The organism is Sphingomonas sp. SRI_018 (assembly GCF_057586275.1).
In genome coordinates this window covers 1347098-1362444 of record NZ_JBYCZO010000001.1, presented here as the reverse complement: position 1 = coordinate 1362444, position 15347 = coordinate 1347098, and the positions used below count along the sequence as shown (strand labels likewise).

The 15347-nt window shown below is 66.3% G+C and carries 13 protein-coding genes and 1 tRNA gene; 6 read left to right on the top strand and 8 right to left on the bottom strand.

The window, feature by feature from the left end:
* Window positions 1-28: 28 nt before the first annotated feature.
* The 3 genes from AC2YHA_RS06325 to AC2YHA_RS06315 are packed head-to-tail and all read right to left on the bottom strand — an operon-like array spanning window position 29 to window position 5453.
* A complete protein-coding gene (locus AC2YHA_RS06325) occupies window positions 29-1285 on the bottom strand; it encodes a DUF2264 domain-containing protein (protein ID WP_487400788.1) in 1257 nt (418 codons plus the stop codon).
* Window positions 1286-1299: 14 nt separating this feature from the next.
* Window positions 1300-2226, bottom strand: a complete 927-nt coding sequence (locus tag AC2YHA_RS06320; RefSeq protein ID WP_487400787.1) for a DUF4861 family protein — start codon at window positions 2224-2226, stop codon at window positions 1300-1302.
* Window positions 2223-5453, bottom strand: coding sequence for a glycoside hydrolase family 2 TIM barrel-domain containing protein (locus AC2YHA_RS06315; protein ID WP_487400786.1), 3231 nt, complete (start codon window positions 5451-5453; stop codon window positions 2223-2225). The genes AC2YHA_RS06320 and AC2YHA_RS06315 overlap by 4 nt, the downstream gene beginning before the upstream one ends.
* An 81-nt stretch (window positions 5454-5534) precedes the next feature.
* On the opposite strand from AC2YHA_RS06315, the gene AC2YHA_RS06310 reads away from it, so the two are divergent.
* From AC2YHA_RS06310 to kduI, 4 genes are all read left to right on the top strand, one after another.
* Window positions 5535-6326 carry a FadR/GntR family transcriptional regulator gene (locus AC2YHA_RS06310; RefSeq protein ID WP_233786360.1) on the top strand — a complete coding sequence of 264 codons (792 nt, stop codon included), beginning with the start codon at window positions 5535-5537 and terminating at the stop codon, window positions 6324-6326.
* A gap of 207 nt (window positions 6327-6533) precedes the next feature.
* Window positions 6534-9461, top strand: coding sequence for a TonB-dependent receptor (locus AC2YHA_RS06305; RefSeq protein ID WP_487400785.1), 2928 nt, complete (start codon window positions 6534-6536; stop codon window positions 9459-9461).
* Window positions 9462-9521: 60 nt separating this feature from the next.
* Window positions 9522-10670 carry a glycoside hydrolase family 88/105 protein gene (locus tag AC2YHA_RS06300; RefSeq protein WP_487400784.1) on the top strand — a complete coding sequence of 383 codons (1149 nt, stop codon included), beginning with the start codon at window positions 9522-9524 and terminating at the stop codon, window positions 10668-10670.
* 15 nt (window positions 10671-10685) lie between these two features.
* On the top strand, window positions 10686-11522 hold the full coding sequence (kduI, locus tag AC2YHA_RS06295; RefSeq protein ID WP_487400783.1) for a 5-dehydro-4-deoxy-D-glucuronate isomerase: 837 nt from the start codon (window positions 10686-10688) through the stop codon (window positions 11520-11522).
* Window positions 11523-11779: 257 nt separating this feature from the next.
* Here kduI and AC2YHA_RS06290 read toward each other — a convergent pair whose 3' ends face one another.
* The 3 genes from AC2YHA_RS06290 to AC2YHA_RS06280 form a co-directional block, all read right to left on the bottom strand.
* Window positions 11780-12145: an EF-hand domain-containing protein gene (locus AC2YHA_RS06290; RefSeq protein WP_233786365.1), complete on the bottom strand. Its 366-nt coding sequence runs from the start codon at window positions 12143-12145 to the stop codon at window positions 11780-11782.
* Window positions 12146-12267: 122 nt separating this feature from the next.
* Window positions 12268-12744 carry an aminoacyl-tRNA deacylase gene (locus AC2YHA_RS06285; protein ID WP_487400782.1) on the bottom strand — a complete coding sequence of 159 codons (477 nt, stop codon included), beginning with the start codon at window positions 12742-12744 and terminating at the stop codon, window positions 12268-12270.
* A gap of 479 nt (window positions 12745-13223) precedes the next feature.
* A tRNA-Arg gene (locus tag AC2YHA_RS06280) sits at window positions 13224-13300 on the bottom strand.
* Window positions 13301-13359: 59 nt separating this feature from the next.
* On the opposite strand from AC2YHA_RS06280, the gene AC2YHA_RS06275 reads away from it, so the two are divergent.
* Entirely contained in the window at window positions 13360-14082 is a 723-nt protein-coding gene (locus AC2YHA_RS06275; protein ID WP_487400781.1) for a queuosine precursor transporter, read from the top strand.
* The gene (locus AC2YHA_RS06270) at window positions 14079-14405 is read left to right on the top strand and encodes a hypothetical protein (RefSeq protein WP_487400780.1); all 327 of its coding nucleotides are present in this window, start codon (window positions 14079-14081) and stop codon (window positions 14403-14405) included. The genes AC2YHA_RS06275 and AC2YHA_RS06270 overlap by 4 nt, the downstream gene beginning before the upstream one ends.
* Window positions 14406-14410: 5 nt before the next feature.
* On the opposite strand, the gene purQ is transcribed toward AC2YHA_RS06270, so the two are convergent.
* The gene (purQ, locus tag AC2YHA_RS06265; protein WP_487400779.1) at window positions 14411-15076 is read right to left on the bottom strand and encodes a phosphoribosylformylglycinamidine synthase subunit PurQ; all 666 of its coding nucleotides are present in this window, start codon (window positions 15074-15076) and stop codon (window positions 14411-14413) included.
* Complete coding sequence (gene purS, locus AC2YHA_RS06260) at window positions 15073-15306, bottom strand: phosphoribosylformylglycinamidine synthase subunit PurS (RefSeq protein WP_233786386.1); 234 nt, start codon at window positions 15304-15306, stop codon at window positions 15073-15075. The genes purQ and purS overlap by 4 nt, the downstream gene beginning before the upstream one ends.
* Window positions 15307-15347 lie beyond the last annotated feature (41 nt).

Sequence of the window (15347 nt, the reverse complement as noted above, 5' to 3'; positions counted from 1 at the left end):
GCTCCGCAATCGTGCGGGGCCCCGCCTTTCAGTAGTCGACGTAATAATCCTTGGGGAACGGCTCGCCATTGAAGGCTTTTCTGGTCGTCCAGGACAGGCCGGGCGCGGTCCAGTAGCTGTCCTTCGCAGGAAGACCGAGCGCGATGAGGCTCTCCGCCGCGATATACATGCTGCCGGCGTTCGAATAGACGTCGCCGAGCGTCGGCTGATGGCCGGCGAAGCCGATCGTGAGATAGCCTTTCGCGTTGAAATTGGTGGGATTGCGAAAGATCGCCCGCTGCGCGGCGAGCGTCGCGGCGCGGACCTGGCCCTCGGGCAGCGAATTGGGGAGCCTCTTGCGCCAGGCGAGCAATCCCAGCGGCTGGAAGACGGCGGTGCGATAGGTGAGCGACCGCCCGATCGGCGCATAGCTGCCGTCCGGCCCGATCAGCCGCTCGAGATGCTCACCGAACCGCTGCATCCGCTTGTACGCCTGGTCGAGCAGTTCCGGCGCGTTGAGCTTGTTGAACCTGGCCCCGGTCGCGACGAGCACCTCGAGGATTTCCACGAGCATCGGCTGGATCACATATGAATTATAGTAATCGAAGTGAAAGCGCGGACCGTCCGCATACCAGCCGTCGCCCACATACCATTCGTTGATCTTGCGGACCGCGAGGTCGATCCGGATCGGGTCCCATTGCTCGCCGACCGAAAGCAGGAACGCCTCGTTCATCGCCGCGAAGAGCAGCCAGTTGGTGTAGGGCGGCGGCACGCGGCGCAGGCCCTGGATCTCCTGCACCACCCGCCGCTTCGTGGCCCCATCGAGCGGGTCCCAGAGCTGCTTCGGCGCGCGGAGGAGGGCGTTGGTGAAATAGGCCGAGTCGACAAGCGGCTGGCCTTCGCTCCGCCACAGCAGATAGTCGGGGCTGGCCGGATCGACCGCATGGGCATAGCTGGCGAGCGCTTGCCGGCGCAGCTTCGCGCGCAGCCGCCCCTCTGCCGTCTCGTCGTCGGGAAGCGCCAGCCACGGCGCGATGCCGGAGATCAGCCGCCCGAAACATTCGAGATAGGCGACCTTGGCATTGCGCCCGTCCCAGGTGGGGCTGAGCTCCGGCTCGAACACCGCCTGGAGCCGGCCTTCGGACATCGGGCCCAGCACCGGTTCCGCCATACTGGCGAGGATGTCGAGCATATAGCTCCGGTCGCTCGCGCCGTCGGGCGTGTGCCGCGCGGTGGCGAAGCCCGGAGCGGTCGCGGCAAGCGTGCCGGTGGCCAGGGTGGAGGCGAGGAAGCGGCGGCGTTCCATGGGTGGTCCTATGATCAGCGCGGCGGGAGGAAATCGAGCCGCTCTGCAGCCACGTAGCGCTCCCAGGCCTCTCGGCTGCGGAAGCCGCCTTCGCCCAGGCTCCAGGCCGAGCCGGAATAATAGACGAACGGCTTGCCCGGCGTGACCTTGAGCAGCACCAGATGGTTATCGGCGTCCTGCCGGATCTCGGCGATCATCGCCGGATTGACCCGCAGCGCGATCGCCATGCGGCCGTGATGCGGGTCCGCGGGCCCCCACCAGGAGAGCAGACCGCGCGCGCGGTCGACGGTCAGCTCGCCGCCGTCGCCGGTAGTGCGCTTGCCGATGCCGATGCCCACGAGCAGCGGCCCCGGCTTGTCCGACCGGATCGTCGACACCAGCCGCGTGAAATGGGTGCCGAGGGGAAGGGTGAACCGGCGCGTCTCCCACACCTTGCGTCCGACATCGACCGGCCAGGGGGCATAGTCGACCACGAAGTCGGCCGTGTCGGGCCCATCCTTCAGGATACGATAGCTGCGATAATTGCGCGAGACCCACAGCTTGTTGTCGAACCAGATGCCCAGCCCGCCGGCGCCGCGGCCCGTGCCGACGTTATAGAAGTCGAGGCCCTCGCCATGATAGGCGTGCTGGTCGCCGGTGCGCAGCTGCCGGTCCATGAAGGGCCAGGCGACGTTCTTGCCCCAGCTGTCGATTCCCGACCCAGAGGGCGGCTCGGCCGCCTCCAGCGCGTGGCCGTAGATGCGGTGCGCGGTCCTGTCGTTCTCCCACAGGAGATCGCCGTAGCGATAGTCCGCGCGCATCACCCTCGCGCGCGGCGTCTTGTCCGGCGCGGGGGGCAGGGGGCTCGCCACGGGCGGCAATTGCTCGGCCTCGGAGAGGGTCCGGGCCGGTGCCGCGCCGGCGAGCAGCACGACGGCGGCGGCGCAGAGTCGGGCGCTCACCGGAGTTCCTCCGCGGCGGCGGGCTTGGCCCGGTCGGGCGTGGTGCCGTCGCCCGCGAAGGGTTCGAGCGTGAAGCCGTAATGGATCGGCTTCAACGGCACCCGATATTGCAGCAGCGGGCGTCCGCCGGCATCCCAGGCATTGTCGCCGCCGACGCCGGACTGAACCGCGTCGATCATCAGCGAGACCTCGCCATGCGGCACGATGTCGGTGCTCCGGCGCGTGCCGGGCGGGCGGCGGGAGAGATCGTCATAGGGGAAGGCCAGCGCGTTCATCGACAGCGGCGCGTCGCCGACGACGCGCAGCCCGCCATGTCCGGGCTGGAGCAGCTCCATCCAGCGGACGTCCACTTTGTTGCCGGTCTCCTGCGGACGCATGTAATCGTGGTTCTGGTCGGCGATCCTGCCCCGCCACAGCCCCAGCGGGGCGCCGGTCCTGCGGTCCTGATAGCTTTCGTGCGGACCACGCCCGTACCATGAGACGGTATCGATGCGCGCCGGCATCGAGAAGAACAGGCCTACGCGGAGCGGATCGGGCAGGTCGGGCTTGAGCGGCGTGAAATCGCCCTCCACCCGGACCGAGCCGTCGCCGATCATGCGATAGCGTGAGACGAAGGTGGCCGCACCATCGCCCACGGCATAGCGGATCGTCACCTCGGCCGCGCTTGGTCCAAGCCGGCGCGTCTCGACGCCCTGGACCACGCGCACCGCCGAAGCTTGTTTCCATAGGCCATGCGATTTCTCGAGGCCCGTGCCGATGTCGTTGTCGGTGAGCGCACGATAGAAATTGGGCGTGCCGCCGTGGAGGAAAGGCTGGCCGTTGACGGCATAGCGCTCGACGAGCCCCGTCTTGCGGTCGAGGACCAGTTCGGCACCGTGGGCGGCGAGGCGGATCGTCTCCTTGCCCTCCGCGAGCGCGACATCACCCGAGGGGACAGGCGCGTTCGCCGGCTCGCGGCCGAGCACGAATTGTTCCCATCCGATCACCGTCCCGGCCTCCACCGCGGGGATAGCTCCTGCCTTGGCGCGGGCGCTCACGGTCAGCACATATTCGGCGCCGGGTTTGCGGGTGAAGGAGGGGAGGGCGAGCGCGATCGTCTCGCGGCCCCGCGCCGGAACATGGAGCGCGGGAAGCTGCCCCTTCGCCACTGCCACACCGTCCTCCAGCACCTCGAAGCCGAAGTCGTAACCGGAAAGGTCGACGAAGTCGTGGCGGTTAATCACCGTCAACCGGCCCGCCGCGGCGTCGAAGTTCGAGAATTGGATCGGCGAATACACTTTCCGGACTTCGAACAGGTGCGGGTTGGGCGTGCGGTCGGGTTGGTTCAGCCCGTCGCCGAACTCGATGTCGCCGCCCGGATTGGGACCGTACTCGCCGCCCGTGCCCCAATATCGGCGCCCGTCGGCGGTGTAGCGGTACATCGACTGGTCGACCCAGTCCCAGATGAAGCCGCCCTGCAGCTTGCCGGGATGCGCATAGATCGCATCCCAATATTCCTTGAGGTTCCCGCCCGAATTGCCCTGCATATGGGCATATTCGCACTGGATCATCGGCTGGCGGAATGCCCAGCTCTCGGCATAGTCGACCATCTTCTCGACGCTGTCGTACATCGGTGCATAGATGTCGGCATAGTCGTTGGGCCGATGATCGGTCACCCCGGGCCAGGTGCCCCAGCCGAGATAGCTCACCAGCCGGTTCGGATCGCGCGCCTTCACTGCCGCCGCGGCCTTGTTGAAGGTGGGGCCGATGCCTGCCTCGTTGCCCAGCGACCAGAAGATGATCGAGGGATGATTCTTGTCGCGCTCGACCATGTTGAGGATGCGGCTCTTGTGCGCATCCTCCCAGGCGGGATCGAAGCCGAGCTGATATTGGCCGCGGAGCCGCGGGCGCTTGTTGGCCCAGTCCATATAGCCGTGGCTCTCGATATTGGCCTCGTCCATCACGTAGAGGCCGTATCGGTCGGCGAGCTCGTAGAGGCGCGGATCGTTAGGGTAGTGCGACGTGCGCAGCGCGTTGATGTTGTTGCGCTTCATCAGCTGGATGTCGCGTTCCATCGATTCGAGCGAGATGACGTGAAACGTCTCGGGATCGTGCTCGTGGCGGTTGACGCCGCGGATGGTGATCGGCTTGCCGTTCACCGTGACCAGGCCATTGCGAACCTCCACGGTGCGGAAGCCGATGCGGCTGTAGGTCGACTGGATGATCCGACCCTCGGCGTCGTAGAGCTCGACGAGCAGCATGTAGAGGTTGGGCGTTTCGGCCGTCCACGGCTTCACGCCGGGCACTGCACCGGTCAGCGTGACGGTGCGTTCGCCCGTGCCCGCTTCGATCCGCCGGGAAAGCTCGAGCACCCGCCGGTCGCCGTCGAGCAGCAGCGCGCGTGCCGTGACCGGGCGATCGGATGCAGTCACTGCCACGTCCACCGAGAGCCGTCCGTCCCGGTAGGCGTCGTCGAGGCCGGCGTGGACGAAGAAATCGCGCACCCGGGTCTTGGGCGCCGCCATCAGGAACACCTCGCGCTCGATGCCCGAGACGCGCCAGAAATCCTGATCCTCCAGATAACTGCCGTCGGACCAGCGATAGACCTGGATCGCGATGGTGTTGCGGCCCGGCCGCACGAACCGCGTCACGTCGAACTCGGAGGGGAGCTTCGAATCCTCCGAATAGCCGACCTTCTCGCCGTTGACCCAGACATAATAGGCCGATCCGGCTGCGCCGATGTGGAGGATGACGTCCGATCCGCTCCAGTCCGCCGGCACCTCCACGTCGCGCCGGTACGAGCCCACCGGGTTGGTGGCATGCGGGATCAGCGGCCGGTTGGCGGGGAAGGGGTAGGTGATGTTGTTGTACCTGGGCTGGTCATAGCCCTCCGTCTGCCAGTCGGCCGGGACCTTGATCTCCTTCCAGCCGGACACGTCATAGCCGGGCTTCTCGAACCCCGCCGGGAGCGTGTCGGCACTGGGCGAGAAGGCGAAACGCCATTGGCCGTTGAGCGGGAGGAAGCGCGTCGACTTGGTGCGGTGCCCGGCAAGCGCCTTCTCGCGCGATTCGAACGGGAATCCGGTGGCGCGCGCCGGCTCCTTGCCGATCGCGTAGACGGCGGGATTCTCCCACTCCGGCCGATCGGGCGAGACCTGCGGCTGGATCGGCAGCGCCACCTCCTGCGCTGCGAGCGTCGAGGCGGTGCTCGCGAGGAGCAGGGCGGACAGACCGGGCAGTGATCGCATAAATCCCCTCATTGTCGGCCTTTCGCCGGATCGACTGTTGTCATTGTTGGTGATAAACGAGGGTAGCTATCGGAGATAAGTATGACAAGTCGGTCTGAGGCCCTGCCGATCGAGGTCTCGCCCAGCGGAGCCGAAGAGACGATCCGCACCGGATCGTTGACCGACGAGCTGTTCGCCAAGCTAGAGGCACGGATTCGTTCCGGCGAGCTTCCCGCCGGCTCGCGGCTTCCCTCCCAGAAGGAGATTGCGCTGTCGGAGAATGTCAGCCGCACCGTCGTGCGCGAAGCCGTCGCGCGGCTCGCTGCTCAGGGGCTGACGCTCTCGCGACAGGGCGCCGGGGTGTTCGTTGCGGAAACCGCCGAATATCGGGCGTTCCAGATCACCCGCGACGAAGTCCAGGAACTGGCCGACGTCATCAAGCTGCTCGAGATCCGCATGGCGGTGGAGACCGAGATGGCGGGGCTGGCGGCGGCGCGCCGCACCACGGCCGATATCGGCGCCATCCAGGACGCGCTGGAGGAGATGGTCGCGGTCGGTGAGGATCCCGTCGCCTCGGCCAAGGCGGACGCCGCCTTCCACCTCGCGATCGCACAGGCCACGCAGAACGAATATTATGCGCGTTTCGTCGAGTTCCTCGGCCTTCGCCTAGTGCCCTCGCGTAGCCTTTATCTAGGCGACAAGCCCGACGAGGCGCATCGCGCCTATGCCGCGAAGGTGCTCGCGGAGCATGAGGCGATCGTCGACGCGATCATCCGGATGGATTCGGCCCGCGCCCGCGAGGCCGCCCGCCAGCATATGCACGAGAGCCTCACGCGCCATTCCACCCTCAGCGCCAGCTTGCGGGCGCGTAGGCGGACCGACGAGGCCTGCTAGGTCACACTGCCCGACAGGGGCTGATTCCTCGAATCTATCATACCACTTACACCGAGTCGGTGGATCGGGAGCGCGGAATCGTCGCGGATTTCCGTAGGAAACCGCTGATATCTCCCCGAAACAGTCTGACAATTGACTGGATCGCCAAAAGTTATCATACAAGAACGGCACGCGCGGCCTGCACCGCGAACGTGACGGGAGAGAGACATGGGGAAATCGATTCTGGCGTCGGCTGTTTCGGCGGGCGCGCTTGCCATCACCCTTGCAGCCGGACCTGCCTATGCGCAGCAATCGGGCATCGAGCCGGGTCAGCCTTCCGCGCAGGATGCGCCCGCGAGCGGCGATCAGGCCGATGCGTCGGCGGACGACATCATCGTCACCGGCTTCCGCGGCAGCCTCAGCAAGGCGATCGAACTCAAGCGCGAGGCGATCGGCTTCCGCGATTCGATCGTGGCCGAGGATATCGGCAAGTTCCCGGAGGCGAACGTCGCCGATTCGCTTCAGCGCATTCCCGGCGTCATCCTGTCGCGCGACGGCGCATCCAACGAAGGGCAGCGGATCAGCATCCGCGGCCTCGGCTCGGAATTCACCGTAACGACGATCAACGGCGCGCCGGTGCGCACGACCTCGGCGATGAACGTCGGCACTTCGGCGCGCGACTTCAACTACGACGTCTTCCCGTCCGAGCTGTTCGGGCGGGTCGACGTCTACAAGACGCCGCTTGCCAATCTCGAGGAAGGCGGCATCGGCGGCAACGTCGACCTGCAGACGCCCCGGCCGTTCGACAACAGCGGCCGGGTGATCCGCTACACGGCGCAGGCCAATTACAACACCCAGTCAAAGGAATGGCGCCCGCGCGGGTCGCTGCTGCTCAGCGACACCTGGGGCAATTTCGGTGCGCTGTTCGGCGTGGCCTATGCCAAGAACGTCAACGAGCGGTCGGGCTTCCAGTCCACCGGCGGCTATAATTCGTCGGCGCTCGGTCGCCGTCCCTATTACACGCCCGCGCCGCCCGCGAACACGAGCGGGCCGTTCCAGTTCGAGCTGGACCTCGACAACCCGCTCGCCAATTTCGGCGGCCTGACCCGTGCCCAGGTGGAGAACGGCTATCTGCCGCGCTTCTATCGCGTCTTCGCCTCGAACAACGAGCGCGAGCGCCTCGGCTTCGTCGGATCGCTTCAGTACAAGAGCGACCGTTTCGAGGCGAGCGTCGACGGCATCTTCTCGCGGCTGACCGACCAGACGGACGAGTTCACCTTCGGCGTGCCGGTGCGCAACTCGCGGACCGTCGCCGGCAGCACCGCTCCGCCCGGCACCGGCAACCATTCGGGCCTCATCCCGCTCGACGTGCACCTCGACGAATACAACAACCTCTACGGCACGTTCGGGAACTCGAGCATCCTGACGGAGAGCTTCTTCCGCGACGCCAAGACCCGGTTCAAATACGGCATCGTGCGAGCGTCCTACAAGCTCACCGACACGATGACGCTCTCGGCCCAGGGCAATATCAGCGAGAGCAAGGCGGTCTATTCCGAGAACCGCATCATCTCGAACATCTTCGGCATCACCACCACCTTCGATCCCAGCGGCAACGTGAGCTATCCGACGATCAGCTCGCCGGTCGATTTCACCGATACGAGCAGATATTCGTCGCCGTCGCTCGGCTTCGCGATCAACGACGAGCTGGACCGGGAAAAGACCGCCCGGGCCGTGCTGGACTGGACCCCGGTCGACACCGGCGACCAGCTGCTGTCGCTCAAGCTCGGCGGCAGCTATGTCTCGACCACCAAGAGGATCTCGCGGCAGGACGGCACCAGCATCGCCACCGCCACCCCGCTGCCGAACGGCGGCACCTTCGCCAGCAATCCGGCCGGCGTCTTTTCATACATGGACCCGTATATCCAGTTCGGCGAGCTGACCAACGGCGGGAATTCCGGCTATCCGTCGCAGTTCGCGACCTTCCCGCGTTCGTTCGTGATGGACGTGCTGGATGCGAACGGTGCGAACCGGCAGGCGCCGGTCCGTCTCAACGCCGCCTTCAACGCAGAGGAGATCGTCAAGTCGGCGTTCTTCGAGACCAGCTTCAAGATCCCGGTCGGTAGCCATGCGCTGCGCGGCAACTTCGGCATGCGCTTTTCCGATACCCGCACGATCATCGACAATTATCAGAGCATCGGCGGCGGCAACTTCGCTCCGGTGCAGCGCAAGGGTGGGTATCAGAACCTTCTCCCCTCGGCGAGCCTGGCATTCGACATCACGCCGAAGCTCGTCCTGCGCGCGTCCGGAGGCCAGACGATCACCCGCGCAGCGCTGTCCTATATTGCGACCGGCACCAACGTGCCGAACATCTTCAACGCCGAATACACCGTCGGCAATCCGAACCTGCGTCCGCAGATCGCCACGCAGTACGATGCGGGCCTCGAATGGTATTTCGCGCCGGGTGGGCTGCTCAGCGCGGGCGTGTTCCAGAAGAACATCGTCGATCGCGCGACCCAGGTGTTCGACTATGTCCCGTTCAGCGAGGTCGGCCTGCCTTCGAGCGCCTTCAACTGCGCCTCGCTCGGCTCCCCGGCCTGCGTAAACGGCGTCATCGATCCCAATTACCTGTTCCGCCGCACGATCTGGGTTAACCAGGGCAGGCTGAAGCTGAAGGGGCTGGAGCTGGCCTATCAGCAGAACTTCACCTTCCTGCCCAAGCCGTTCGACGGCCTCGGCATCACCAGCAGCTTCACGCTGATCGACCAGTCCGGCGACGATTTCGTGCTGACGAACGGAGATCGTATCTCGATCCAGTTCGTCCCGGATTATACGTACAGCGTGACGGCTTTCTACGAGAAGGGGCCGTTCTCGATCCGCGGCTCCTACAATTACCGCGCGAAGACGGGCATCACGTCACAGAACAACGGCAACGACCAGATCCCCTATGTCGCGCCGCAGGCGTTCCTCGACGGCACGATCAGCTACAAGGTCAACGATCTGGTCGAGCTGCGCATCGATGCGTTGAACATCACCAACGAGAATCTCTACACCTACTACACCAACCCCAACCAGCCGAAGGGCAATGGCTCGACGCGCCGCGACAATTCATTCTTCAACGGCACGACGATCTCGTTCGGCGTCCGTGGGAAATTCTAGGCTCCTCCCTGGGGCGCCCGGTCCGCTGGGCGCCCCCTTGTTTGATTTCCGGAGAAGGGAATGAAGCTATCCGCTCTCGCGGCGGCCCTGCTGCTCGCCGCGCCCGCCGCCGCCTTCGCGCAAGCCGCGCCGGCAGAGGCGCCCGCGTCTGCCCTCGACGCAGCGATCCGTCTTGCCGACTGGCAGCTCGACCGGATGAACGGCCATGGCATCTCTCAGGCGACGAGCGAGACTCGCAAGCCGCGGGCGTGGGAGCAGGCGGTGTTCTGGGTCGGCATGACCGCGCTCGCCGACGCGGGTGGCCCGCCCCGGATCCGGCAGGCCATCCTCGACATGGGACGCGCGAACCAGTGGCTCCCCGGCGAGAAGCCCTATTTCGCCGACGACCATGCCATCACCCAGGCCTATCTCTGGGCCGCCGCGAACGGCGCCGGCCCGGCTGCGCGGGCGCCGACGCGCCGCACCTTGGACCTGGTCGTGACCAAGCCGGCGGTCACGACCCTGGCCTTCTATGTACCCAAGGACGGCTATTCCTCCACCGAATGCCTGACGCGCTGGTGCTGGTGCGATGCGCTGTTCATGGCGCCGCCCGCCTTCTTCGAGCTTTCCCGTCAGACGGGGGACCGCCGCTATCGCGACTTCGCGCTACGCGAGTTCTGGGCGACCACCGATTTCCTCTACGATCCCGTCGAGCATCTCTACTATCGCGACAGCCGTTTCTTCGAGCGCCGCGACGCCCAGGGTCGGAAGATGTTCTGGAGCCGCGGGAACGGCTGGGTCTTCGGCGGCCTGGCGCGCATCATCCCGCAGCTTCCCAAGGCCAGTCCCGAACGGCGCAAGATGGAGGCGCTGTTCCTGCAGATGGCGACCCGCATCAAGCAATTGCAGAAGCCGGATGGCTATTGGGCGCCGTCGCTGCTCGCGCCGGAGGGCTCGCCGCCCGAGACGAGTGGCACGGCCTTCTACACCTATGGGCTGGCCTGGGGGATCAACGCGGGGCTGCTGCCGCGCAGCGACTATGAACCGGCGGTCCGGCGCGGATGGGCCGCTCTGCTTCGCGCTATCCAGCCCGACGGGCGGCTGGGATATGTGCAGCAGGTGGGCGACCGCCCGGACAAGGTCGAGGCGGCCGACACCCAATATTACGGCGTCGGCGCCTTCCTGCTCGCGGCGACCCAGGTCGCGGCACTCGACAAACGCACGCGCTGACCGGCGAGGACGATTTTGTACGAAAAAACCTATTACGCGACGCATCCGGACATGATGGCGGGGGCGTCGAACGAGGCGCTGCGCGACCGGCATCTCGTCTCCGGATTGTTCCGGCCCGGCGAGGTCGTGCTGACCTATTCGCACGGCGAGCGCTTCGTGATCGGGGGTGCGGTGCCGGCCGGTAAGCCGCTCGCGCTGCCCGACCAGACCGAGCCCGAGAGCGCGGCGGGTCATCCTCTGCTCGAACGACGAGAGCTGGGGGTCGTCAACATCGGCGCCGGCGAGGGGCTCGTCACCGTCGACGGCGAAGCGATCCAGCTGGCGAAATATGAGGCGCTGTACGTGCCCATGGGGTCCCGCAGCGTGACCTTCGCCGGGGAGGGCGCGCGTTTCTACCTGCTGTCGGTGCCGGCGCACGCGCGCTTTCCCCTGCGCAGGATCACCGCTGCCGACACCAGCCCGCTCCAGCGCGGCGATCTTGAGACCTCCAATCGGCGCACGATCTATCAGCTGATCCTGCCGCATGTCTGCGGGAGCGCCGCGCTATGCCTTGGCCTGACCCGGCTCGATCCCGGCAGCGTCTGGAACACGATGCCGCCGCACGTCCATGAGCGGCGGTCGGAAATCTACCTCTATTTCGATCTGGAGGAGGACGATCGGGTCTTCCACTACATGGGGCAGCCGGACGACCTGCGGCATATCGTGATGCGCAACGAGGAGGTCGTGATCTCTCCGCCCTGGTCGGTGCACATGGGTTCCGGCACGCGCAATTACAGCTTCATCTGGGCGATGGCCGGCGAGAATCTCGATTACAATGACATGGACGTGATCGATATCTGCCAGCTGCGGTGACGCCGCTGGCGTCGGCGGAACCGGAGCCGACTGCCCTCGGCTACCGCGTCACTCTGAGCATAGCGATCGGCCCTCGTTCCCTTCTCGTCGTCGGTGTCGAGCAGCGCGACCAGGCGTGGATATAGCCCTGGATCGAGACGTCGGGCGCGACGCGGCCATCGCCGCCATTCGCGACAGCGCGATCACGAATCCCCTTGCCGGGTCGAATAGCGCGACGAAACCGATGCGGACGCGGCCGCCTAGCTATGCGCTCGTCCTCAACGACGCGGCTTTGCGGCCTTTGCTGCCGTTGCCTCCGCGGTGGAAAGCGTACCGTTGCCGTCGGTATCGGCCCGAGTGAACCAGGCCGACTTCTTCGCGGTGAATTCCGCCTGCGAGAGCGTGCCGTTGCCGTCCGTATCCGCGGCAGTCCAATCGGCAGCATCCTTCGCGCCGGCTTCGTCGCGCGTCAGCTGACCGTCGCCGTTCTTGTCCTTGTCCGCCCATTGCGCCGCGACATGCCCGTCGAACTCGGCGCGGGTGATCTGACCATTCTTGTCGGCATCGAGGTCGTGCTTCTGGCCTGCCGCCGCGGGGGCGGCGAGCACGAGACCGGCGGCCGCCATGACCAAGGTCCGCCTCATGACATCCTCCTATGATTGGCGCCGCGTCAAAGCGCGCGGCACCGGTGCCGCATGAACGCACGCGCGCGCGGGATATTTCCCGCGAACCGTCAAATTTCCCGACGTGTCGCCGATGCTCGACGCTATTCGATCAGCGACCAGGGCGTGCCGAAGCTCGCATGACGCGCGCGGCGGGTCAGCCGCATGAACTCGCCGTGATCGAGCCGTATCAGCGACCGGTGATCGCCGGCCTCGAAATAGACCTCCGGCTCGTCCGAGAGATGCATGTCGACGATCAGCGGCACGCCGAATCCCATCGGCGGCACTGCGCCCGGCTCGCAGCCGGTGAAGATTGCGGAGACCTCGTCCTCGTCGGCGAGTTGCGGCTTCTCGCCGATATCGTCCCTGAGGTCGGCGAGTTCGATCCGCCGGTCGGCGGACAGCACCGCGAGCAGCGGTCCGTCCCTGGTCTCGAGCAGTACGGCCTTGGCCATCCGGTTCGGCGGGACGTGCGCCTCGGCCGCACTCTGCATGGCGGATTGGGTCGGCGGGTGCTCGACCAGATCGTAGGTCACGTCCCTGAGGTCGAGGAATTGGCGAAGCTTGGGGGCAATGGTCATGGCGCGGTCCTCCGGGTCGAAGATGTTTCGTCCGCATGAAGGCTACGCTGCGCAAGCGCGCCGGTTCCCGCCGATGCGGCGGATCGTTCGCGGGTTCGCGGGCAGTTGGCGCGGTTTCGTTCGCGGCGCCGAACGCCGCACGTACGCCATGGGCGTGCCGTCACCGGGCGGCGGTGAAGCTCGAAAGACCGCCGATGCCGAGCCGCCGCTCGATCGACCCGATGCGCGCGGTCTCGTGGATATAACCGGTGAGCTCGCGTCCGCGCCGGTGCTGCATCAGCAGGGCGTCGACCAGATCGCCGGCATCGCCGCCGAGCGCCGCAGCTCGGGAAAGAGGAAACCCTCTGCGCGCGCTCGTCCGCCGTGTCGAAGTAGGCGATACGCAGGTGCGGATTCTCGGCTCGCGGAAGGTGCTCGAACACGCCGTTCGGCGCATCAATGACGAGGCGAGCGGTGGAGTTCCCAGCATCGAACGGAAATGGCGCGCCCGGCAGGATTCGAACCTGCGACCACGAGCTTAGAAGGCACGTGCTCTATCCAGCTGAGCTACGGGCGCCCGCCGCGGCGATTAGCGTGGATTGCGCGGCCGCGGAACCACCTTCATAGATGTTCCGCATGAGCGAAGGGGCAGCACCGGCCGCGGTCGACGCGCGCGAGGTTTCGGGCGGGCATTTCCGCTATTTCGATTTCGTGATGGCGGCGTTCGTCGCGATCCTGCTGCTGTCGAACGTGATCGGCGCGGGCAAGGTCGCCACCATCGGCGGATTCGTATTCGGCGCCGGCATCCTGTTCTTTCCGATCTCCTACGTGATCGGCGACGTCCTGACCGAAGTCTACGGCTATGCCCGCGCGCGCCGGTGCATCTGGGCGGGCTTCGTCGCCGTGGTGTTCATGGCGCTGATGAGCTGGGTGGTGGTGAGTCTGCCGCCTGCCGAGGGCTGGACCGGCCAGGCAGCCTATGAGGCGGTGTTCGGTCAGGTGCCGCGGATCGTGTTCGCCTCGGTCGTCGCCTTCTGGGTCGGCGAGTTCGTCAACAGCTTCGTGCTCGCCAAGATGAAGCTGCTGACCGGCGGCCGGATGCTGTGGACCCGCACGATCGCCTCGACCGTGTTCGGCCAGGCGGCCGACAGCCTGATCTTCTATCCGCTCGCCTTCCTCGGCGTCTGGCCGACGAGCCAGGTGGTGACGGTGCTGGTCACCAACTGGGCGCTGAAGGTCGGTTGGGAGATCGTCCTCACCCCCGTCACCTATGCGGTGGTCGGCTTCCTCAAGCGCCGCGAGGGCGTCGACGTGTTCGACCGCGGCACCGACTTCACCCCTTTCTCGGCGCGGGTATGAGCGATCTCCAGGCGGCCAAGGTCTGGCTGATCAGCCACGTCCATCTCGCGAAGGACGCGCTGCATATCTATGTCGGGCTGACGGTATTCCTCGCGACGCTGCTGGTGCTGCGCTGGCGGATCGGGAGCTGGAAGCCGCTGATCGCGGTGGCGGTCGTCGCGTTGGCGGGAGAGATCTGGGACGTTCGCGACAGCGTCGTCTTCCGCACGCGAATCGATTTCTGGGGCAACTGGCACGACATCTGGAACACGCTGTTCTGGCCGGCCGCGATCACGCTGCTGGCGCGATGGACGAGCGTGTTCGGCAGAAAGGCTCGCGGTTAGGGCGGTCAGGCGACCGCTTCGAGCAGCCCCTCGAACAGCCGCCGCCCGTCGGTGCCGCCGTGCGCCGCCTCGATCTTGCGCTCGGGGTGAGGCATCATGCCGAGCACATTGCCCTCGGCATTGAGGATGCCAGCGATCGACCGTGCCGAGCCGTTGACGGCCTCGCCATAGCGGAAGGCGACGCGGCCTTCGCCCTCAAGCCGGTCGAGCGTCTCGTCGTCGGCGAAGAAATTGCCGTCGTGGTGCGCCACCGGCACGCTCAGCGTCTCGCCCGAGCGGTAGCGACTGGTGAACAGGCTCTGGCTGTTCTCGACCGTCAGCGTGACGTCGCGGCACACGAAATCGAGCCCGGCATTGCGCATCAGCGCGCCGGGCAGCAGCCCCGCCTCGGTCAGTACCTGGAAGCCGTTGCACACGCCCAGCACCGGCACGCCGCGCCCGGCCGCCTCGACCACCGCCCGCATAACCGGGGAGCGCGCCGCCATCGCGCCGCTGCGCAGGTAATCGCCGTAGGAAAAGCCGCCCGGCAGCGCGATCAGGCCGAGGCGGTCGGGAAGTTCGGTCTCGCCGTGCCAAACCATGTCCGGCCGCTTGCCCGTCACCTCCTCCAGCGCGACCGCCAGGTCCCGGTCGCAATTGGAGCCCGGGAAGACGATCACCGCTGTCTTCATGCCGCCTTCTCCACGCGATAATTCTCGATCACCGTGTTGGCGAGCAGCTTGCGGCACATCTCGTCGATCTGGGCGTCGGACGTGCCGTCGGCGACGTCGAGCTCGAAGACCTTGCCGGCGCGGACCTGATCCACGCCGGAGAAGCCGAGGCCGGCGAGGGCATGTTCGATCGCCTTGCCCTGCGGGTCGAGCACGCCGTTCTTGAGCGTCACCACGATGCGGAGTTTCATGGCACGCGCCTATGGCGCCTCGACGCGGCGAGGGCAAGGCT